The following is a 19,442-nucleotide window of genomic DNA, read 5'->3' as shown; positions in this document are numbered from 1 at the left end:
GGGAGGAAACGACGATGGCCAGTGTCGGAACGCACAAGCATTCGGACTATCTCAGCCGCCGGCGCGCGGAGAGCCGCGAATACTGGCTCATCTTCTGCGTCGCTTACCTGCCCATGCTCCTGACGACGATCGCCGGCCGCCTTGGCGGCCTTGCCGGACATCGTCGCCGCGACGAGACCGGACCGCGGCGCTCGGTCTTTGCCGAGGCCAGGGCGGCCACCGCGGCCTGCATTCCGTTCGCCTTCATGTGAACGGCGCCTTTCCGGCCGGCGACGTCCGGAGAAAGTCGCGGCCCGAGAAGGGCTGCGGCAAGACGGCCGCATCGTTCGTGCGGCGGCTGGCCGAAAGGCCTGAAGAAGGAGGTAGAAAATGTCCCTACATGATGGTCCCGTTTCCGGCATGTCCGAGCCGGAAGCCAAGGAATTCCACAGCATCTTCATGACCAGTTTCCTGGTCTTCGTCGGTGTCGCCGTGGTCGCCCATATCCTGGCCTGGATGTGGCGTCCGTGGCTTCCCGGCCCCAACGGCTACGCCGCGCTCGAAGACGGGGTGCGGCATGCCGCCGGCACCGTCCTCACCATGCTGAGCTAGGAGGGAACGGACATGTGGAGAGTTTGGCTTCTTTTCGATCCCCGCAGGACGCTCGTCGCCCTGTTCGGGTTCCTGTTCATCCTGGCGCTCGTGATTCACTTCATCCTTTTGAGCACCAACCGCTTCAACTGGCTGGAAGGCCCGCAGGCGCCCGCGCCGGCGGCATCCCTCACCATCGAAGAGACGGTGGGCGCAGCCTGACCGGGCGAGGCGTCCGGACAGACAAACATGTGTGGGCGGCCGGTATGTCCCGCCGCCCGCACCCCCCTCGCGCCGGGGTGCCGACGCTGTGCAAGAGCTTTCCAGGGAGGGATAGGCCATGGCCATGCTCAGCTTTGAGCGAAAATACCGGGTGCGCGGCGGCACCCTTGTCGGGGGCGACCTGTTCGATTTCTGGGTCGGACCGTTCTGGGTCGGATTCTTCGGCGTCACCACCATCTTCTTCGCCACGCTCGGCACGCTGCTGATCGTCTACGGCGCGGCGATCGGTCCGACGTGGAACCTCTGGCAGATCAGCATCAATCCGCCGGCGGAAGAAGTCGGCCTCGGCTTTGCTCCCCTGAAGGAGGGCGGCCTCTGGCAGGTGATTACCATCTGCGCCATCGGCGCCTTCATGTCCTGGGCCTTCCGGCAAGCCGAAATCGCCCGCAAGCTCGGCATGGGAATGCACATTCCCTGGGCCTATGGCTTTGCCATCCTTTCCTACGTGACGCTCGTCGTCATCCGTCCGGTGCTTCTCGGCTCATGGGCCAACGGCTTTCCCTACGGCATCATCACGCATTTGGACTGGGTGTCGAACACGGGCTACCAGTACGGCAATTTCCACTACAACCCCGTCCACATGCTGGCGATCGCCTTCTTCTTCACCAACTGCCTGGCGCTGGCGCTGCATGGCGGGCTGATCCTCTCGGCGACGAACCCGGGCAAGGGGCGGTATGTAAAGACGGCCGAGCACGAGAACGCCTATTTCCGCGACACGATCGGCTATTCCATCGGAACGCTCGGCATCCACCGCCTGGGGCTCTTCCTCGCCGTCTCGGCGTCCTTCTTCAGCGCCGTCTGCATCGTCATCTCCGGACCGCTCTGGGCCGAAGGCTGGCCGGAATGGTGGGACTGGTGGCAGCGCATCCCCGTCTGGAGCTAGCGGCGGGCGAGCCGGCGACGCCGGCGCGCGCCACCAGGCTCGCTAGCGCAGAGACGGGCACAGAGACGAACGGCATTCCCTGACAGGTTTCGAGGCGAGGAGGTCTCCATGGCCGAGTATCAAAACATCTTCACCCGCGTGCAGCTACGCGGCGAGCCCGATCTGGGTGTGCCCCTGCCGGCCGGCATTTGGGGAAGACAGGGGCGGCCGGGCTATTCCTACTGGCTCGGCAAGATCGGCGATGCCCAGATCGGGCCGTTCTACCTCGGCATCCTCGGCCTGTTGTCGCTGATGTGCGGGTTCATCGCGATCGAGATCATCGGCCTCAACATGTTGGCCAAGGTGAACTGGAGCCCCCAGGAGTTCATCAAGCAGTTCTTCTGGCTGTCCCTGGATCCGCCGCTGCCCGAACACGGCCTGAAGATCTTCCCGCCGCTGAAGGAGGGCGGCTGGTGGCTGATGGCCGGCTTCTTCCTGACCGCCTCGATCCTGTTGTGGTGGGCGCGAATGTATCGGCGGGCGCGGGCGCTCGGATTGGGCACCCACATCCCCTGGGCCTTCGCCGCGGCGATCTTCCTCTATCTCAGCCTCGGCTTCATCCGGCCGATCCTGATGGGATCGTGGAGCGAAGCGGTGCCTTTCGGCATCTTCCCGCATCTCGACTGGACCAACAACTTTTCGCTGAACCACGGCAATCTCTTCTACAACCCCTTCCACATGCTCTCGATCGTCTTCCTCTACGGTTCGGCCGTGCTCTTCGCCATGCACGGGGCGACGATCCTAGCCGTCAGCCGCCTCGGCGGCGAACGCGAGATCGAGCAGATCGTCGACCGCGGCACCGCGGCCGAGCGGGCCGCCTTGTTCTGGCGCTGGACGATGGGCTTCAATGCCACCTTCGAGTCCATCCATCGCTGGGCCTGGTGGTTCGCCGTCCTCTGCCCGCTGACCGGCGCCATCGGCATTCTGCTCAGCGGAACCGTCGTCGACAACTGGTTCGAATGGGGCCAGAAGCACGGGCTCGCCCCGCTTTAGGAGGGTGGCCGATCCCGGCCGCAAGGCAGCCGAAAAAGCCCGGCCCGCGCAGGCGGCCGGGCTTCTTCGTTTTCGGCGTCTGCCGGCGCGGTCGCCGGAACGCAGACCGACATCGGCATTGGCGTTGTCCGCAGGCGGAGGATAGGAAATGTTGACAGCCGACGTCGCGCCAGCGCTCTCGATGAGCCGCCGCGGTGCCCCGGGCAGCTGGCGATCTCGGGGGAGTGAGGTGATGAGAAGTCTCACGGGCCAGTGCCGATGCCGGGCGGTCAGCTACGCCGTCGAGGACGCTTTCTCCTACGCGGTCAATTGCCACTGCTCGAATTGCCGGCGTGCGACGGGCTCGGCCTTCAAGCCGCTGGCGGGAATCGCGTCAGGAAAGATCGCAGTCGTCGAAGAGGAGGCGTTCACCGCCCGCTATGGCGACGAGGGACAATACGTCCATTGCGGCCAGTGCGGGTCGCTGCTCTACGCCGTCGTTCGGGACGGGGCCTTCGTCCATGTTTCCATGGGAACGCTCGTCGACACGCCGAGCATTCGTCCGACGCACCACATCTTCGTCGGTTCAAAGGCGCCGTGGTTCGACATCACCGACGACCTGCCACAGCACGAGGCCTTCGCCTGATTGATCAGGAGCGCGGTCTGTATTGCTCATCCCCCATGTTCTGACTGCGGGGCTGACCGAACCGGCAGGCGACGACAGTGCGGTGTCACTGCCGAGCGGCGCTGCCGCAAGTGCTCTGGATAGGGGCGCCGGGCGCTCGTGCGTGAAGCCCCTGTCTCAGGCGACCGCCCGCGCCATGGCGCATTGCGACCAGAGACCCGACAGGGCGTCGACGAGATGGTCGATATCTGCGTCGCTGTGGAGCGGCGAGGGGGTGATGCGCAGCCGTTCGGTCTTGCGCGGCACCGTCGGGTAATTGATCGGCTGGATGTAGATGCCGTGATGGTCGAGCAGCTGGTCGCTGATCCACTTGCACTTCACGGGATCCCCGACCATGACCGGGACGATGTGACTGGGGTTCGGCAGCGTCGGAATCCCGAGATGCTCGAGCCGTTGGCGCACCTTGGCGACGCGGTCGCGGTGGCGGGCGCGCTCGAAGCCGCTTTCCTTCAAGTGCATCACCGAGGCCCTCGCGCCCGCGGCGACGGCGGGCGGCAAGGCGGTGGTGAAGATGAAGCCGGAGGCAAAGCTGCGGATGAAGTCGCAAAGCTTCGCCGAGCCCGAGACATAGCCGCCGAGCACGCCAAAAGCCTTGCCGAGCGTGCCCTCGATGAGGGTGAGCCGATGCATGACGCCGTCGCGCTCGGCGACGCCGCCGCCGCGCGGCCCATAGAGGCCGACGGCGTGCACCTCGTCGAGATAGGTCATCGCGCCGTGTTTTTCCGCGACGTCGCAGATGGCCGCGATCGGCGCGATGTCGCCGTCCATGGAGTAGACGGATTCGAAGGCGACGAGCTTCGGCACGTCGGGCCCGTATTGTGACAAAAGCCGGTCGAGATCGGCCGGGTCGTTGTGCTTCCACAGGCGCTTCTCGGCGCGGGAATGGCGGATGCCCTCGATCATCGAGGCGTGGTTGCCCTCGTCGGAGAAGATCACGCAACCGGGAATCTGGGACCCGAGCGTCGACAGGGCGGCCCAGTTCGAGACATAGCCCGAGGTGAAGAGGAGCGCCGCCTCCTTGCCGTGCAGGTCGGCCAGCTCGCGTTCCAGCAGCACGTGCTCGTGCGCCGAGCCTGAGATGTTGCGCGTGCCGCCGGCGCCGGCGCCGCAGCGGTCGAGCGCCGAATGCATGGCGGCGATGACCTTGGGATGCTGGCCCATGCCGAGATAGTCGTTGGAGCACCAGATGGTGACCTCCCGGGTTCCGCGGTTGTGGTGGTGCTTGGCGCGCGGGAAGGCGCCGACCTGGCGCTCGAGCTCGGCAAAGACGCGGTAGCGTCCTTCGCGGTGAAGTTCATCGATCCGCTCGGAGAAGATCGCTTCGAAGTCCATGGGTTTCCTCCTGGCGTTGTCGGCGCTCGATGTGGCGGCCGTTCCGTCTTGCAGCGGACGATGGGGCGGGTGGTTCAGTCGGGATTGGCGGCGACGGCGAGCGGTCGCGGCGTCCTGACGACGTCGTGCCGGTGATGGCCATCGGGACGCCGATCGAGGGCATCCTTGCGTTCGCGCGATTTCATGCTCCAGTTCCACATCGCCTCGGCCGGGATGGGCAGGACGAGGAACCAGTGCTCGAGGATGGCGACGGTCATGATCGTGGCAAGGAAGGTATAGCCCGTGCGCTCGAACTCGGACGTCGCGGTCGCCGCCTCCATCACCAGCATGGCGCAGATCACCGTCGACACCGTCACCGAGACCGGGAAGAGGAGGTTCATCGGCTTTTCCCGAAGGAAGCTCTTGAGGTAGGCGAGATGCGGCGGCAGGAAGTGCGCGTTGAGGTTGCGCACGCCGAGGAAGACGTTGAAGCGGGCGCTCTCGTGCATCCCCCAGAGGGTGACGAAGGTCCACAGCCCGATCTCGTTCGCCCCGCCCCAGGTCAGGGCGGCGATGAAGGCGAAGGAGACGAGGATCGCCAGCTCGTGCCAGAGGCTGACCTGCACCGCGTGGCCGAAATGCTTCCAGCCGCGGCACCCTTCGGTGCAGGCATGCTGCCGCGGGCCGGTGACATAGCCCATGTAGAAGCTGATCTCGTGCCAGCCCCAGGCGACCAGCGCCGAGGCGAAGGCGAGATGGGCGCCCTTCACGCTGGCGTCGTCGCCGGTTTCCCACAGCCCGTAGAGCGCGGCGGCGAAACCGCCGGTCGCCGCCAGCATGCTCCATTTGAAGGTGCGGCGGGGCAGTCCATCCAGATAGATGATCGCCCCCGTCGAGAACCACCAGACGAAGAGGGCGAAGAAGATCGGCGAGAGATAGCCTGCCACGCGTGCCGCTCCTACCAGACCGGCTGAAGCCGGCTGGTCGCCGGCAACGCGTTGGATTTCGGGCGGACCAGATACAGCCGTGCGAAGGCGACGGCCGCCGCGGCGCCGAGACCGAACCGGCGCAGCTTCGTGCCGAGGCTCTGGTCCTTGCCGAGGGCGGCGGCCCGGTCGTTGATGCGGCGAAGCCTTTCCAGCCCGGCGCGGAATTTCGGGTGCTCGATGTCGAGGACGAGCGGGAAGACCTGGCGGGTGATCTCGTTGGTAAGATGGAAGACCTTGTAGCCGTATTCGCTGGGATCAATGCCGAGCGCCTTGTGGAATTCCGGGCGGGCATGGTCTCGCACATACATGGTGGCGTAGACGGCCACGAGGAAGAACCGGACCCAGAGCCGGTTCAGCCCCTTCAGATAATCCGGATTGGCCCGTATCAGCAGCGCGAAGGCTTCACCATGGCGGAACTCGTCGTTGCACCACTTCTCGAACCACTTGAAGATCGGGTGAAAGCGCCGCTCGGGATGCCGCTCGAGCAGCCGGAAGATGGTGATGTAGCGGGAATAGCCGATCTTCTCCGACAGATAGGTCGCGTAGAAGATGAATTTCGGCCGGAAGTAAGTGTACTTCTTCGCCTTGGTCAGGAAGCCGAGATTGACGCCGATGCCGAATTCCTTCAGCGCGTCGTTGATGAAGCCGGCATGGCGGGCCTCGTCGCGGCTCATATAGGAGAAGAGCCTGACGATCTCGGGATTGGTACCGCGCTTCTTCATCTCCTTGTAGAGGACACAGCCGGAGAATTCGGCGGTAAGCGAAGAGACCAGGAAATCGGTGAACTCGTCGCGCAGGCCCGGCGGCAGACCATCGAAATCGATGTGGTCCCAACGCTCGTCCTGCTTGAAATGACCGCGATTGGGGTCGGATTCCATCTCGGCGAGAAGTTCGTCCCATTCCCGCTGGACGCCGGACACGTCCATCTTGTCGAGGGCGGCGAAATCTGTGGTGTAGAATCGCGGCGAGAGCAGCGTGCTCTCTCGCGCCATGCCGTCGGTGTCGTGGGCGCGAAGCGACATCGTGTCGATGGTCATAGCCGTTCTCCCGATGAGAAGCTGAATTCCAGGAGTTCCATTAATTCGAAATCGCCGGTCATCTTCACCCAGAGCCGCTCCGGCGCGCCGGCCTTCGTCACCGTCGCCATGCGGTGCAGAAGGCGCGTCTCGCCATAGGGGACGATGATCGGCTCGCCATGGACATGCACCTCGTCGCCGGGCTCCACGGCGATGCCCTCGAGGTCGACATGCGCGTGCAGGCTCTCCCAGCTGTTCTCGATCTCGATCGTGCAGGGGACCTCGAAGCGCTGCTTTCCCAGATTGCCGATCTTCATCATTGCGTGGCCCTCCCATTGTCGAGCAGTGCCTCGAAGGCGCCGACATTGGCCGGGCCGAAGGCGTTGAGATGCATGGTCCGGCCGGTCAGCGGGTCCTGCAGCAGCACGGTGCCATTGTTCATCTCGGCAAGAAGAAAAGGCGCGGCATCGGTGAAGCCGTGCAGCTGGCGTTCCTTGGCGTAGCTGCGCATCGTCACCCGCACGAAGCCGCCGGTGCCCGGTGCGATGATCTGGATGTCCTCGCCCGTCTTCGCATTGACGGCCATGACGCTGCCATCGGCCATGTCACGGAAACTGAGGTCGAGGGAGCGGCTGACGGCGGCGGGGTCGATGACGACCGGCTGCCGCTCGTTTCGCCCGAGGAACGCCAGCACCAAGGCCAAGGCGATCATCAAGCCGCAGGCCATCGCCGCCTTGCCGTGCGGGTCCTTCGTTCTTGTCGTAGCGGGCGGCTGTTGCCGGCCCTCCAGCGCCTGGCTCATCCTCTTTCCTCCTAGATCGCGATCGACTGACCGGCCGACTGACCTGTCGACTGGTCGGCAGGCCGGGTTGCCGGCGGGGACGCGGCGTGCCCGCGTCTTGGCGCCCAGGCGGAGAGGGGTCCGGCTTCGGCGGCAAGCGTCGCCGTCAGAACCCGCGCCACCGCCTCGACGTCCCGAAGACAGCGGAGCATGGGTTGCGGCTTGTTGACATGCCAGGGCCGGGCATTCGGCCAGAGCACGAGAAAGGCCACCCGGTTCGGCGGGGCGACGGTGAGGGCGATACTGCCGACGGAGCCGCCCTGATGCGTGACCGCCGCGCTTTCGACCAGCGCCAGCGGCAGGTTGAAGGTCACCGGCAGCGCGATGCCCGAGCGGATGACGATGCGCCGGGTGGTGAGGGTGTAGATCGTGCCGCGGGCGTAGAGAAAGGCGAGGCCGTGGAGGATTCCAAGGCTCGCCAGGGCCGCAAGGACGATCCAGGCGCTGGCCGAAAGTTGCGCCGCCAGTGGCATGTCGCCGGTCGTGGCAAAGCGCCAGACGAGGACGATGCCGAAGTAGACCGCGACCTTGCGGACATGGAAGGCGGACCGCGCCAGTGCCCGCCAGTCCGGGCTGCCCTGCCACAGCAGCGCCTCTCCGGCCGGCAACTGATCGGGCAGCCCCGGTATGGGCTCGAAGGCGAAATCGTCGTGGTCTTCCATCACAGCTGCGCCTCCGTCCGTCCGGCGGTCGCGTAGAGATGGCCGCCGGTGAAATAGGCGCTGGCCTTGTCTTCCTCGAGGAGGGTCACGCTGTCCGGGTTCTTGGTGCGCGGCGCCTTCAAGAACTGTGCGGCGAGGAGCGACTTCACCTTGACCCGGCCATTGCCGATCTTGGCAAGCGTCATCGGCATGAGGAGAGCCCCGACGCCGGGGCCGGTGTCGATCTGGAGATAGCGCACAAGATGCTCGGCCCTGTCGACCCAGATCTCCGACACGGTGCCGGCCAGCCGGCCATCCGCGCCGATGACGGGAAAGCCCCGCGGGTCGGGATCTCCGCCGGCGACACTGTAGTGAGGCTCGGCGTGGGAGGGCACGATCCGAGGACGACCGTCCCAGGTCATGTCGGGTCGGTCGGCGCGCTCGGCCCAGGCCGCCGGTCCGACGCCATCGACCAGCGGATCACCGGTCGGCGTCATCGGCGCGCCCGGCCATTTGCCGAGGCGACGGGCGGCGATCGGACGCGTGTCGCGCTTGTCATCGGGCGCCTGACGCGTTGAACCGTCGCGCAGCCTGAAGATTTTTGGCTTCGGCATCAGGAGGTAGTGGTTCGTCCTGAACCGGCCGCCGGGATCGGTCTCCAGCGGATAGCCTTCGCGGCGATCCTCCTTGCGCAGCCAGAAGATCAGGCCGAAGAAGAAGGCCCAGAAGGCATAAAGCGTGACCTGCGCGACGTCGAGATAGCTGGTCAGATAGTTGCTTTCCATGTCCGTCTCCCTTGGAATTCTAGCCGGGAAGGCTGGCGAGGCCGAAACTGCGCCCCTTGCTGGGGGCGCGGATGTAGCGGGCGAGCGGCCCGATCGCCGCGAGCGCGGCCATGAGCAGGGCGATTTCGATCGCGTAGACGAGCCCGTAGGCAAATTCCTGCTGGCCGAGCGTCGGTCCGCTGCCGCTGCTGCTGGCGGACAGCGCGATGACGAGATCGCGCACGGCCCCGCCGGTGGCGACCGCAAGGCCCATCGCCGTCGCCTGCACCGCGCCCCAGGCGCCGAGGGCCAGGCCGCTGTCGCTGGCGTCGGCCAGTTCCATCGCCGCGGTCAGCATGCCGACGGAGAACAGCCCGCCGCCGAAGCCGATCAGCGCCGCGCCCATCTGGAACAGCGGCACGCTTTCGAGCGGCCCGGCGAAGATCACGAAGGCGAAGGCGGGCAGGCCGGCGAGGACACCGAACGCGGCAAGCTTTGCCGGATCGATCCCGCGCGTCAGGGCCCGCGCGGCCAGCGCCAGACCGAGCATCGTGCCGCCCGCCAGAAGCGCCGTCAGCTGCGTGGTCGCCCCGACGCCGAGATTGAGGATCTGGCCGCCATAGGGCTCGAGAAGGACGTCCTGCATCGAGAAGGCGGCCGTGCCGAGGGCAACCGCAAGGAGCGTGCGGCGCGTGCGGGGGCAGGCGGCAAAGGCGGCAAGATCGCGCCGGAAGGCCGGGCGCTCGCGCAGGGGATCGGTGCGGCGCGGGCTGCGCCCTTCCTGCTTCCACAGGGCCACGAGGTTCAGGACCATGGTGATCACGGCCGCGCCCTGCACGACCTGGATGAGCTTCAGGTGGGTGAAGTCGGTGAGTACCGCGGAGAAGGCGAGGGAACTGATAAGCATGCCGACGAGCAGCATGAAGTAGAGTAGGGCCACGACGCGTGGCCGGGTCTCCTCGGGGGCCAGATCGCAGGCGAGCGCGAGACCCGCCGTCTGCGCGGTGTGCATGCCGGCGCCGACGAGGAGGAAGGCGAGGGCGGCGCCGACCTCACCGGCATAGGGCGCGTTCACCGCGCCCTGTCCGGTCAGGACCAGGAGCGCGAAAGGCATGATGGCGAAGCCGCCGAACTGCAGCAGCGTCCCCATCCAGATGTAGGGGACCCGGCGCCAGCCGAGGAAGGAACGGTGATGGTCGGAGCGGTGCCCGATCAGCGCGCGGGCGGGCGCGAAGATGATCGGCAGGGCCACCATGAAGGCGACGACAGAGGCGGGGACGCTGAGTTCGACGATCATCACCCGGTTCAGCGTGCCGGTGAGAAGCACCATCGCCATGCCGATCGAGACCTGGAACAGCGACAGACGGATCAGGCGCGACAGCGGCAGGCCCTCGCTCGCCGCGTCGGCGAAGGGCAGGAAGCGCGTCCCGACCTTGATCCAGGCTTTCGCCAGTCTGTCGCCCGCAATCCTCATGACCGGGATAACTCCAGGCACTGCGAGGTGTAGAAGCCATGCGCGACCCGCGCCGTGCGCCCGGCCGTCCAGCCGGCCGCCGTCGGGGCCTGCGCGAAGTGGCGCAGGAGATTTTTCTGCGTCGTCGGGACGATCTGCGGCGAGCGGTTGGCGCGCGGGAAGAGCTGGCCCATGGCGTGCATCAGGCTGAGGGCCGGGGTCTGCGGCGCATGGGTGAAGACGATGCTTCTCTGCGTGCGTCCGGCGAGGGTGGCGAGGGCCGCGGCGGCGTCGGCGGCGCTGTAGTGGATCAGCGAATCCATCGCCGTCACCGCGTCGAAGCGTCCGTCGCCGACGTCCAGCATGTCGCCGGCGCGGAAGGTGATGCGTCCGGCCCCGAGATCGCTCGGCACGGTCTCGGCGGCGAAGCGGATGATTTCCGGGGCGATGTCGATGCCGAGGACGTCGGCGCCGCGCCGGGCGAGTTCCACCGCCAGTGCCCCTGTGCCGCAGCCGGCATCGAGAATGCGCCAGCCCTGGAGATCATCGGGGAGGCAGGCCAGCATCTCGGCCCGCATCAGGGCGCGGCCGGCGCGCACGCTGGCGCGGATGCGGCCGAGCGGCGCCTCGCTGGCAAAACGCTTCCAGGCGTCGACGGCGGTCTCGTCGAAATAGGTGCGGATCTCGCCGCGCCGGCGCTGGTAAGTGGTCACGTCCATCAGTCGAATCCCAGGAAATCGAAGATCTCGCGATCCTTCATCGGCGTGGCGTCGAGCGGCTCGGTGCCGGCCCAGAGCCTTTCGGCGAGCTGCATGTATTCGGCGCAGACGGCCAGAACCTCGGGCGACTCCTCCATCTCGAACAGCACCGACTTCTTCAGCCGCGAGCGGCGGACGGCATCGACGTCGCCGAAATGGGCGAGCCGCTTCAGGCCGATGGCGTCGTTGTAGCGGTCGATCTGGTCGGTTTCGCGCGAGCGGTTGGCGATGACGCCGGCAAGGCGGACATTGTAGTTCTTCGACTTCGCCTTAATCGCCGCGACGATGCGGTTCATCGCGAAGATCGAGTCGAAGTCGTTGGCGGCCACGACCAGCGCCCGCTCGGCGTGCTGCAGCGGCGAGGCGAAGCCGCCGCAGACGACGTCGCCGAGGACGTCGAAGATGACGACGTCGGTATCCTCCAGCAGATGATGCTCCTTCAGGAGCTTGACCGTCTGGCCGACGACGTAGCCGCCGCAGCCGGTACCGGCCGGCGGGCCACCAGCTTCGACGCAGCGCACGCCGTTGTAGCCCTCGAAGACGAAGTCCTCGGCCCTCAGCTCCTCGGTGTGGAAATCGACGCCTTCGAGGATGTCGATCACCGTCGGGATCAGCGACTTGGTGAGGGTGAAGGTCGAATCGTGCTTCGGGTCGCAGCCGATCTGAAGGACGCGCTTGCCGAGCTTGGAAAAGGCGACCGAGAGGTTGGACGAGGTCGTCGACTTGCCGATGCCGCCCTTGCCGTAGATGGCGAAGACCTTCGCCGTGCCGATCTCGACCCCCGGATCCAGCATGACCTGGACGCTGCCGTCGCCGTCGAGCCTTGCGGCTTCCGCGGCTTCCGCGGCTTGCGCGTCGCGAGCGACCCTTGGATGGGTGAACACGTTCATGCGGCTGCCTCCACGGTGATGCCTTCGACACGGTCTTCGAGTTCGTCGCTGGCCGCGCGCAGGGCGGCGAGCATGGCCGGATCGGGGGTCCAGTAGTGGCGCTCGTGCGCCTCGATCAGACGGTTCGCCATCTTCGCGGACGCGGTCGGGTTCAGCGACGCCAGGCGCTCGCGCATCTCCGGATCGAGGAGGAAGGTCTCGGTCACCTGCCGGTAGACCCAGGGCTCAACCTCGCCTGTCGTCGCCGACCAGCCCACGGTGTTGCGCACATGCTCCTCGATCTGGCGCACGCCCTCATAGCCGTGGCTCAGCATGCCTTCGTACCATTTCGGGTTGAGGACGCGGGTGCGCGTCTCGATCGCCACCTGCTCCGACAACGAGCGCACCACGCCCTCGCCGCGGGTCTGGTCGCCGATATAGACCGGCGCGGCGCGGCCGCGGGCGCGGGTGACGGCGCGGCTGATGCCGCCCAGCGTGTCGAAATAGTGGTCGATGCTGGTGACCCCGAGCTCGACCGAGTCGAGGTTCTGGTAGGCGAGGTCGACACCGGCGAGGATGTTCTGCAGGAGGGCGCCCTGCTGGGCCGGCATGCCGGCGCGGCCGTAGGCGAAGCTCTTGCGGCGCGTATAGGTCTCGGCGAGTTCGTCCTCGTCGTCCCAGCCACTGTTTTCGATCAGGTGGTTGACGTTCGAGCCATAGGCGCCCTCGGCATTGCCGAAGACGCGCAGCGCCGCGGTCTCGAGATCGCATCCCGTCGCCGCCTGGTGGGCGAGTGCGTGCTTGCGGATGAAGTTCTGGTCTTCCGGCTCGTCGGCGCTTGCTGCCATGAAGGCCGCTTCCGCCAGGAGCTTGATCTGCAGCGGCAGGAGGTCGCGAAAGATGCCCGACAGGGTCGCGATGACGTCGATGCGCGGCCGACCGAGTTCGTCGAGGGGGACGAGGGTCGTGCCGGCGAGGCGGCCATAGCTGTCGAAGCGTGGCCGCGCGCCCATCAGCGCCAGCGCCTGGGCGATCGGACCGCCCTCGCTTTTCAGATTGTCGGTGCCCCAGAGGACGATGGCGACCGTCTCGGGAAAGCTGCCGGCATCGGCACGGTGACGGGCGATGAGCCGCTCGGCCTGGCGGGCACCGTCGGCGACGGCAAAGGCGCTCGGAATGCGGAAGGGATCAAAGCCGTGCAGGTTGCGCCCGGTCGGCAGGATCGCCGGATTGCGCAGGACGTCGCCGCCGGGTGCCGGGCGGATGAAGCGGCCGTCGAGCGCGGCGATGATGGCGTCCACCTCGGTGTCCACGGCCAGCAGCCTGTCGGTAGCGGCGAGCTCTGCCAGCGTTTCAAGCAGCGCGTCGCTGCCGGGAAGGCAGGCCTGCATGAGCGCCTCGGCCGGCGGGGCTCCCGCGACGAGCGCTTCGGCCACCGTCCGGGCGAGCCGAAGGCCGTGGCCGGCTTCGGCGATCGCCTGCAGCATGTCGGCCCGCTCGGCTGCATCGGGGGCGTGGCCGACGACGTGAAGACCGTGCGGGATCAGCGTGTATTCGAGTTCGAGGATCCGCTCCGCTAGGCCCTGCACACGCACCGCAACGTCGTCGTGCCATTCGGGCGTCGCATCGGCGAGATCGACTGCGGCGGCCTGCGCCTGGATCAGCGTCGCAAGGCTCGCGCGCTCCAGGTCGGCATCCGGCGCCAGGGACCGCCAGCGCTCGATCGAGGCCTTGAGATCGAGGAGACCGCGGTAGAGGCCGGCATGGGCGATCGGCGGCGTCAGATAGCTGATCAGCGTGGCGGCCGATCGGCGTTTGGCGATGGCGCCTTCCGACGGATTGTTGGCGGCGTAGAGATAAAGGTTCGGCAGGTCGCCGATGAGCCGGTCCGGCCAGTCGCGCGCCGAGAGGCCCGACTGCTTGCCCGGCATGAATTCGAGCGAGCCGTGCGTGCCGAAATGCAGAACGGCGGCGGCGCCGAAATCCTCGCGGATGTAGCGGTAGAAAGCGGCGAAGGCATGGGTCGGGGCAAAGCCCTTCTCGAACAGGAGCCGCATCGGATCGCCCTCGTAGCCGAAGGCGGGCTGGATGCCGACGAAGACGTTCCCGAACTGGGCGCCGAGGACGAAGATCGACGATCCGTCGCTCTGCTGGCGGCCCGGCGCCGGACCCCATTGCGCCTCGATCTCCTTCAGCCAGCGCTCGCGCCGCACATGCGTGTCGGCGGGGATCCGGGTATGGACGTTGGCATGGGCGCCAAACCGTTCGCGGTTGCCGTCGATGAGCTGGCGGCGCAGCGCGTCGACGGTCGGCGGCAGGTCGACGCTGTAGCCCTCGCGTTTCATGGCCGTCAGCGTCGCGTGGAGCGAGGCGAAGACGGAGAGGAAGGCCGCCGTGCCGGTGTTGCCGGCATTCGGCGGGAAGTTGAAGAGGACGACGGCGATCTTGCGCTCCGCCCGCGCCGTGCGCCGCAACTGCACCAGCTTATCGACGCGCGCCGCCAGCATGTCCGCCCGCTCGGGGCAGGAATGCATGTCGCGGCTGTCCTCGCCGGGCGAGAAGGTGCAGCCGCGATGGCAGCCGGTGCAGGGTTTTCCGGCATGATCGGACCGACCGCCGAAGACGATCGGGCCGGTGGCTCCGTCGAGCTCGGGGATCGCGACCATGATCGTCGATTCCACCGGCAGGAGGCCGCGATCGGAAGCGCCCCACTGCTCCAGCGTCTGCAATTCGGCGGGATGGCCGGCGACATAGGGGACACCCAGCCGCGCCAGCATGTCCTCGGCGGCGCGCGAATCGTTGTAGGCGGGGCCGCCGACGAGCGAGAAGCCGGTGAGCGAGACCAACGCATCGACCGTCGCGCGGCCGTCGCGCATGAAGAAGGCCTCGATCGCCGGGCGGGAGTCTAATCCGCTGGCGAAGGCCGGGACGACGGTGAGACCACGGGCCTCGAGCGCCCGGATGACGCCGTCATAGTGATCGGCATTGCCGGCCAGCATGTAGGAGCGAAGGCCGAGGACCCCGACGGTGCCGCGCTGTCCCGTGGACGGCAGTTTTGCGGCCCGCTCGGCGATGCGCTGGGGCATGTCGGGGTGGTAGACGCCGACCTCGGGATAGGCGACCGGGGCCGCCGGCCTCAGCGCGCCGCGCAGCGACCGCCTGTCGCCATCGGCATAGCGGTCGACGAGGGCGCGGATCATGTTGGCGATGTTCTCGTCCGATCCCGCCAGCCAGTACTGCAGCGTCAGGAAGTAGGCGCGCACGTCCTGCGCCGTGCCGGGGACGAAGCGAAGGATCTGCGGGATCCGCTTCAGCATCTTCATCTGCTGCGCGCCGACGCTGGCCTTGCGGTCCTTGCCGCTGCCGCGCAGGCGCTTCAGGAAGCCGAGAGCGCCGCCTTGCGGGCTGTCCATTCGGAAGCGGCCGAGGCGGGTGAGCTTCATGACGGCGCCATCCGACAGCATGCTGACCATCGCATCGCAGGTTTCGGCGCGGGCCTTCAGGTCGGGCAGGATGTCGGTGAAATGGCTTTCGAGGAACAGCATGGCCGAGACGAGAATGTCGGCGCGGGCGATGTCCTCGCGGCAGCGGGCGAGACGCTCGGCGTCGCCGGACCATTCGGTCGCCGCGTGGAGCACGATCGAGATGCCCGGCATCTCGCGCTCGAGCAGCCGCGCGGCGCGCTCTGTGGCGCTCGCCAGATGCGTGTCCATGGTTACGATCACCACGGTGAGCGGTACCACGGTGAGCGGCACCGCGGGCGGGAGACTGCTCCGAAAGGAGCTGATGTCAGCGACTGAAACGAGCTTTGGCATCGTATAACGTCTCGACTGTGATGTTGATTAGTCCCTGTTCGGCGGCGTATTTCTCCGTGTTGCGGCGGGCCTTCCCGCGGACGAAGAAAGGGATTTTTTTCAGCTCGTTCTCCGCGTCGTCCGCCCAGCGCAGCGACGCCTCGACAGGGGCGAGGGGCGGCGTCGCTTCCGCTGCGACCGGCAGCGAGGATGCCTTTGGCGGTGCATCGGCCGTGGCGGCCTGCGGCAGGTGAGAGGGCTCGGCGGCGTCGTTGAACTCGAAATCGTCGCGGAACATCTGCAGGAGGTGTTCCTCCAGCCCCATCATCAGCGGGTGCACCCAGCTGTCGAAGATGACGTTCGCGCCCTCCGCCCCCATCTGCGGGGAGTAGCGGGCCGGAAAATCCTGGACATGTGTCGGCGCGGAGATCACCGCGCAGGGAATGCGCAGCCGCTTGGCGACATGACGCTCCATCTGTGTGCCGAGCACCAGCTCCGGCTGGGCCGCGATGATCGCGTCCTCGACGGCGAGATGATCGTCGGAGATGAGCGCCTCGACGCCGTATAGCGCCGCGGCGGCGCGGACCTCGCGGGCGAATTCGCGGCTGTAGCTGCCGAGGCCGCAGACGGTGAAGCCGAGTTCGTCGGCGGCGATGCGGGCCGCGGCGACCGCATGCGTCGCGTCGCCGAAGATGAAGACCCGCTTGCCCGTCAGATAGGTCGAATCGACCGAGCGCGAATACCAGGGGAGGCGGGAGCGCAGTTCCTCCATCGATCCGTCGTCGAGGCCGGCGGCGGCGGCGACGGCCGTGATGAAGTCGCCGCTGGCGAGAACGCCGATCGGCGGCACCGTCACCATGGGCTGGCCATGGCTGCGCTTCAGCCACTCGGCCGCGGTTCCGGCGATTTCGGGGTAAAGAACGATATTGAAGGCGGCCTGCGGCAGCCGGGCGAGATCGGCGATGCTGGCACCGAGTGGCGCAACGACGTTGATTGCGACGCCGAGGCTCTCGACGAGTTTCTTCACCTCGACGATGTCGTCACGGTGGCGGAAGCCGAGCGAGGCAGGCCCGAGAATGTTGCAGAGGGGGGCCGGTGCGCGCGGAAGTGGCTGACCCGCCGGAGCCGGCGCGAACTTCCGGACCAGCCGGTAGAAGGTTTCGGCCGCGCCCCAGTTTTCCTTCTTCTGATAGGAAGGCAGTTCGAGGGGCACCACCGGAATGCCGAGACCGAGCGCGTCGGCAAGGCCGCCGGGATCGTCCTGGATGAGCTCGGCCGTGCAGGAAGCGCCGACGAGGACCGCATCCGGCTGGAAACGATCGACCGCCTCGCGGCAGGCGATCTTGAAGATCTCGGCCGTGTCGCTGCCGAGATCGCGCGCCTGGAAGGTGGTGTAGGTCACGGGCGGACGGCTGTCGCGCCGCTCGATCATGGTGAACAGGAGATCGGCATAGGTGTCGCCCTGCGGGGCGTGGAGGACGAAGTGAACCCCGCGCATCGAGGCGGCGATCCGCATCGCGCCGACATGGGGTGGTCCCTCATAGGTCCAGACGGTGAGCTGCATCAGACCCCCACCTTCAATCGTTCGGCGCGCAACAATGGGCGGACGAAGAGTTCGGCGAGGTCGCCGGCCTGGTCGTAGCCCTGCACCGGGGTGAAAACGAGCTCGATCGACCACTTGGTGGCGAGCCCTTCGGCCTCCAGCGGATTGGCAAGGCCCATGCCGCAGACGGTGAGATCGGGCCGCTCGGCCCGGCAGCGGTCGAGCTGAAGGTCGACGTCCTGACCCTCGCTGATCCGGATCGTCTCCGGCAGAAGCGCGAATTCCGGTGCCAGATGGCCGCGGTGCAGGAAGGGCGAACCGATCTCGACGATATCGCAGCCAAGCTCGCGATGGAGAAACCGTGCCATCGAGGGTTCGAGCTGGGAATCCGGGAAGAAGAAGAGGCGCTTGCCGGACAGCGCCGCGCGGTGCCTTGCGACGGCGGTTCGCGCCCGGGCGCGGCCGGGGCCGGTCACCGCGGCGAAGCGATCGGGATCGACGCCGAAGGCATCCGCGGCGGCCTTGAGCCAGGCCGTCGTCCCCTCCTCGCCGAGCGGGAAGGGTGCGGGCAGAAGCGTGGCGCCGCGACTCTCGAGCGCTCTGGCGCTCTCGGCGAGATAGGGTTGCGAGAGCAGCAGCCGCGTGCCGGGACCGACGGCCGGCAAGGCGTCCGAGGAGCGCGGGGGCAGGAAGCCGACGCTGCCGATCCCGAGGGCCTCGAACATGCGCCGGAACTGGTCCTCGACGATGTCCGAGAGGCAGCCTGCAACGATGAGCGAGGGCGCCGCACCCGCGGCCACATGGGGCATCTGCGGGACGAGCGCGGCGAGAAACCGGTCCTCGCCCTCGGTGAACGTCGTCTCGATCCCGCTGCCGGAGTAGTAGAGCATCCGCACGTCGGGCGAATAGACCCGCGCCAGCCTCTCCGCCGCCTTGCCGAGATCCAGCTTGATCACCTCGGACGGGCACGAGCCGACGAGGACCAGCATCCGGATTTCCGGGCGCCGGGCGAGCAGCCTTTCGACGACGCGGTCGAGTTCGTCGTGCATGTCCGCCATGCCCGCGAGGTCGCGCTCGTCGATGACGGCGGTGGCAAAGCGCGGCTCGGCGAAGATCATCACGCCGGCCGCCGATTGCATCAGATGGGCGCAGGTGCGCGAGCCGACGATCAGGAAGAAGGCGTCCGGCATCTTGCGATGCAGCCAGATGATCGAGGTCAGCCCGCAGAACACCTCGCGCTGGCCGCGTTGGCGAAGGGGTTGGCGAAAGGAGGCCGTGACGGCCGTGACCGGGCTTGCGTCTATCGTGTGCGGGGGAAGGGACGCGTTCACCGGGCTTGCTCCAGCATGATCGCCGGGACGCCCGACGAAGCCCGCGCCGGCCGTGCGCCGAGCCGCGCAGCCCGCAGCTTCCAGACGAACTGGGCGGCGTTGACGACGTAGCTGGCATAGGCGGCAAGGGCGAGGATCATCAGCCCGCGGTGGCCGAGAAGGCCCCCGAAGAGGCAGGCGAGATAGGCCGTGTGGAGGGCGAGGACCAGCATGCTGACCGCGTCCTCCCAGAAGAAGGCGGGGGCGAAGAGATACTTGCCGAAGACCACCTTTTCCCAGATCGAGCCGGTGATCATGATGGCGTAGAGGACAAGCGTCTTGACGACGATCGAGGCATTGGCCGCGACCAGACCATCCCCCGTTGCGAGGTACCGCAGGATAAGGGCGAGGCTGACGGCGAAGACGAGAAACTGCACGGGAGCAAGTATTCCCTGAACCAGTGTCCAGCGCGTGGAATCACGGCGCTGCCGCTCTTCCGGCGTGTAGAGCTGCCCTGCGTTGGGAGCGCCGGGCCGGTCTGCCGTTGTCGCCATCGTCCGCCTCCCCTCGATATCTCGCTTCGCCATCTCAGCGATCTAAATCCCGAAAACCAAAAGTGTCAATCAAAGATGACGTCCATTTCGATTTACAATTTGACGAGGAGCGCTTTACTCGCCCGAAGTGAAATGGCAGCATGAAGGATAGAACGCCGCTGTGGGCGA

The 19,442-nt window shown here is 67.0% G+C and carries 20 protein-coding genes; 6 read left to right on the top strand and 14 right to left on the bottom strand.

What is annotated here, in order from left to right:
• Positions 1–14 precede the first annotated feature (14 nt).
• The 6 genes from Sa4125_RS13860 (at position 15) to Sa4125_RS13835 (ending at position 3,392) form a co-directional block, all read left to right on the top strand.
• Positions 15–251 carry a hypothetical protein gene (locus Sa4125_RS13860; protein WP_223998638.1) on the top strand — a complete coding sequence of 79 codons (237 nt, stop codon included), beginning with the start codon at positions 15–17 and terminating at the stop codon, positions 249–251.
• 118 nt (positions 252–369) lie between these two features.
• A complete protein-coding gene (gene pufB, locus Sa4125_RS13855; protein WP_223998637.1) occupies positions 370–591 on the top strand; it encodes a light-harvesting antenna LH1, beta subunit in 222 nt (73 codons plus the stop codon).
• Between the two features lie 12 nt (positions 592–603).
• Positions 604–792: a light-harvesting antenna LH1, alpha subunit gene (gene pufA, locus Sa4125_RS13850; RefSeq protein WP_223998636.1), complete on the top strand. Its 189-nt coding sequence runs from the start codon at positions 604–606 to the stop codon at positions 790–792.
• Positions 793–910: 118 nt separating this feature from the next.
• Positions 911–1,735, top strand: coding sequence for a photosynthetic reaction center subunit L (pufL, locus tag Sa4125_RS13845; protein WP_223998635.1), 825 nt, complete (start codon positions 911–913; stop codon positions 1,733–1,735).
• 108 nt (positions 1,736–1,843) lie between these two features.
• Complete coding sequence (gene pufM, locus Sa4125_RS13840) at positions 1,844–2,767, top strand: photosynthetic reaction center subunit M (protein WP_223998634.1); 924 nt, start codon at positions 1,844–1,846, stop codon at positions 2,765–2,767.
• A gap of 232 nt (positions 2,768–2,999) precedes the next feature.
• Positions 3,000–3,392, top strand: coding sequence for a GFA family protein (locus Sa4125_RS13835; protein ID WP_223998633.1), 393 nt, complete (start codon positions 3,000–3,002; stop codon positions 3,390–3,392).
• 156 nt (positions 3,393–3,548) lie between these two features.
• Here the strand turns inward: Sa4125_RS13835 and hemA are convergent, their stop codons facing one another.
• The 14 genes from hemA to bchF form a co-directional block, all read right to left on the bottom strand.
• Entirely contained in the window at positions 3,549–4,763 is a 1,215-nt protein-coding gene (gene hemA, locus Sa4125_RS13830; RefSeq protein ID WP_223998632.1) for a 5-aminolevulinate synthase, read from the bottom strand.
• A 74-nt stretch (positions 4,764–4,837) separates the two neighbouring features.
• Entirely contained in the window at positions 4,838–5,689 is an 852-nt protein-coding gene (gene puhE, locus Sa4125_RS13825; protein WP_223998631.1) for a putative photosynthetic complex assembly protein PuhE, read from the bottom strand.
• A gap of 11 nt (positions 5,690–5,700) precedes the next feature.
• Positions 5,701–6,768, bottom strand: a complete 1,068-nt coding sequence (gene acsF / locus Sa4125_RS13820; protein WP_223998630.1) for a magnesium-protoporphyrin IX monomethyl ester (oxidative) cyclase — start codon at positions 6,766–6,768, stop codon at positions 5,701–5,703.
• Positions 6,765–7,064: a hypothetical protein gene (locus Sa4125_RS13815; protein ID WP_224007805.1), complete on the bottom strand. Its 300-nt coding sequence runs from the start codon at positions 7,062–7,064 to the stop codon at positions 6,765–6,767. The genes acsF and Sa4125_RS13815 overlap by 4 nt, the downstream gene beginning before the upstream one ends.
• Positions 7,064–7,549 carry a photosynthetic complex assembly protein PuhC gene (puhC, locus tag Sa4125_RS13810; protein ID WP_223998629.1) on the bottom strand — a complete coding sequence of 162 codons (486 nt, stop codon included), beginning with the start codon at positions 7,547–7,549 and terminating at the stop codon, positions 7,064–7,066. Before puhC ends, Sa4125_RS13815 begins: the two co-directional genes overlap by 1 nt.
• An 11-nt stretch (positions 7,550–7,560) precedes the next feature.
• On the bottom strand, positions 7,561–8,250 hold the full coding sequence (gene puhB / locus Sa4125_RS13805; RefSeq protein WP_223998628.1) for a photosynthetic complex putative assembly protein PuhB: 690 nt from the start codon (positions 8,248–8,250) through the stop codon (positions 7,561–7,563).
• The gene (puhA, locus tag Sa4125_RS13800; protein ID WP_223998627.1) at positions 8,250–9,014 is read right to left on the bottom strand and encodes a photosynthetic reaction center subunit H; all 765 of its coding nucleotides are present in this window, start codon (positions 9,012–9,014) and stop codon (positions 8,250–8,252) included. Before puhA ends, puhB begins: the two co-directional genes overlap by 1 nt.
• A gap of 19 nt (positions 9,015–9,033) precedes the next feature.
• Positions 9,034–10,467, bottom strand: coding sequence for a BCD family MFS transporter (locus Sa4125_RS13795; RefSeq protein WP_223998626.1), 1,434 nt, complete (start codon positions 10,465–10,467; stop codon positions 9,034–9,036).
• On the bottom strand, positions 10,464–11,165 hold the full coding sequence (gene bchM / locus Sa4125_RS13790) for a magnesium protoporphyrin IX methyltransferase (protein ID WP_223998625.1): 702 nt from the start codon (positions 11,163–11,165) through the stop codon (positions 10,464–10,466). The genes Sa4125_RS13795 and bchM overlap by 4 nt, the downstream gene beginning before the upstream one ends.
• Entirely contained in the window at positions 11,165–12,094 is a 930-nt protein-coding gene (gene bchL / locus Sa4125_RS13785; RefSeq protein ID WP_223998624.1) for a ferredoxin:protochlorophyllide reductase (ATP-dependent) iron-sulfur ATP-binding protein, read from the bottom strand. Before bchL ends, bchM begins: the two co-directional genes overlap by 1 nt.
• Positions 12,091–15,888, bottom strand: coding sequence for a magnesium chelatase subunit H (locus Sa4125_RS13780; protein WP_223998623.1), 3,798 nt, complete (start codon positions 15,886–15,888; stop codon positions 12,091–12,093). The genes bchL and Sa4125_RS13780 overlap by 4 nt, the downstream gene beginning before the upstream one ends.
• The gene (gene bchB / locus Sa4125_RS13775) at positions 15,863–17,431 is read right to left on the bottom strand and encodes a ferredoxin:protochlorophyllide reductase (ATP-dependent) subunit B (RefSeq protein ID WP_223998622.1); all 1,569 of its coding nucleotides are present in this window, start codon (positions 17,429–17,431) and stop codon (positions 15,863–15,865) included. The genes Sa4125_RS13780 and bchB overlap by 26 nt, the downstream gene beginning before the upstream one ends.
• Complete coding sequence (locus Sa4125_RS13770) at positions 17,431–18,714, bottom strand: ferredoxin:protochlorophyllide reductase (ATP-dependent) subunit N (RefSeq protein ID WP_224007802.1); 1,284 nt, start codon at positions 18,712–18,714, stop codon at positions 17,431–17,433. The genes bchB and Sa4125_RS13770 overlap by 1 nt, the downstream gene beginning before the upstream one ends.
• A gap of 23 nt (positions 18,715–18,737) precedes the next feature.
• Positions 18,738–19,274: a 2-vinyl bacteriochlorophyllide hydratase gene (gene bchF / locus Sa4125_RS13765; protein ID WP_223998621.1), complete on the bottom strand. Its 537-nt coding sequence runs from the start codon at positions 19,272–19,274 to the stop codon at positions 18,738–18,740.
• Positions 19,275–19,442: the final 168 nt, after the last annotated feature.

The organism is Aureimonas sp. SA4125, assembly GCF_019973775.1.
Taxonomy (GTDB): Bacteria; Pseudomonadota; Alphaproteobacteria; order Rhizobiales; family Rhizobiaceae; genus Plantimonas.
Note: the sequence above shows the minus strand (reverse complement) of the source record. Positions and strands in the feature narration are given on the sequence as shown.